The sequence below is a fragment of the Klenkia taihuensis genome, assembly GCF_900112525.1.
In the GTDB taxonomy this organism is placed as follows: Bacteria; Actinomycetota; Actinomycetes; order Mycobacteriales; family Geodermatophilaceae; genus Klenkia; species Klenkia taihuensis.
Genome location: NZ_FOMD01000009.1, coordinates 1 through 1,568, shown reverse-complemented (window position 1 = coordinate 1,568; position 1,568 = coordinate 1). Strand labels below are relative to the sequence as shown.

Genomic DNA, 1,568 nt, shown 5'->3' with positions numbered 1-1,568 from the left:
AGGGTTGGGCCACCGGCTTCGGGCGTTACCGACTTTCGTGACGTGACGGGCGGTGTGTACAAGGCCCGGGAACGTATTCACCGCAGCGTTGCTGATCTGCGATTACTAGCGACTCCAACTTCATGGGGTCGAGTTGCAGACCCCAATCCGAACTGAGACCGGCTTTTTGGGATTCGCTCCGCCTCACGGCATCGCAGCCCTTTGTACCGGCCATTGTAGCATGTTTGCAGCCCTAGACATAAGGGGCATGATGATTTGACGTCATCCCCACCTTCCTCCGAGTTGACCCCGGCAGTCTCCCATGAGTCCCCGGCATAACCCGCTGGCAACATGGGACGAGGGTTGCGCTCGTTGCGGGACTTAACCCAACATCTCACGACACGAGCTGACGACAACCATGCACCACCTGTGTGCGACCCTTACGGACCCACCATCTCTGGAGGATTTCCGCACATGTCAAGCCTAGGTAAGGTTCTTCGCGTTGCATCGAATTAAGCAACATGCTCCGCCGCTTGTGCGGGCCCCCGTCAATTCCTTTGAGTTTTAGCCTTGCGGCCGTACTCCCCAGGCGGGGCGCTTAATGCGTTAGCTGCGGCACGGAGACCGTGGAATGGCCCCCACACCTAGCGCCCAACGTTTACGGCGTGGACTACCAGGGTATCTAATCCTGTTCGCTCCCCACGCTTTCGCTCCTCAGCGTCAGTTGTTGCCCAGAGACCCGCCTTCGCCACCGGTGTTCCTCCTGATATCTGCGCATTTCACCGCTACACCAGGAATTCCAGTCTCCCCTGCAACACTCAAGTCTGCCCGTATCGACTGCAGACCCGGAGTTGAGCTCCGGGCTTTCACAGCCGACGCGACAAACCGCCTACGAGCTCTTTACGCCCAATAATTCCGGACAACGCTTGCACCCTACGTATTACCGCGGCTGCTGGCACGTAGTTGGCCGGTGCTTCTTCTGCAGGTACCGTCACTTCCGCTTCGTCCCTGCTGAAAGAGGTTTACAACCCGAAGGCCGTCATCCCTCACGCGGCGTCGCTGCGTCAGGCTTCCGCCCATTGCGCAATATTCCCCACTGCTGCCTCCCGTAGGAGTCTGGGCCGTGTCTCAGTCCCAGTGTGGCCGGTCACCCTCTCAGGCCGGCTACCCGTCGTCGCCTTGGTAGGCCATCACCCCACCAACAAGCTGATAGGCCGCGGGCCCATCCCCAGCCGAAAAACTTTCCTTCAACCACCATGCGGTGAAAGAAGAATATCCGGTATTAGCACCAATTTCTTGGAGTTATCCCAGAGCCGGGGGCAGGTTGCCCACGTGTTACTCACCCGTTCGCCACTAATCCACCAGCAAGCTGGCTTCATCGTTCGACTTGCATGTGTTAAGCACGCCGCCAGCGTTCGTCCTGAGCCAGGATCAAACTCTCCGTAGATGAATTCAACCCAGACCAAGAACCAAGACCTGACAGATCTTGATCATCAATCCAGAAACCCCCAGACCCACAAGCCTGAAGGGGTCAAACAGTTGGCACTGACTTTCGGCACGCTGTTGAGTTCTCAAAGAGCGGACGCGCA

1 rRNA gene is annotated in these 1,568 nt (G+C 58.0%); it reads right to left on the bottom strand.

Annotation, left to right across the window (positions count from 1 at the left end):
• Positions 1-1,426 (bottom strand): 16S ribosomal RNA (locus BM158_RS21220); the annotation flags it as partial.
• Positions 1,427-1,568 lie beyond the last annotated feature (142 nt).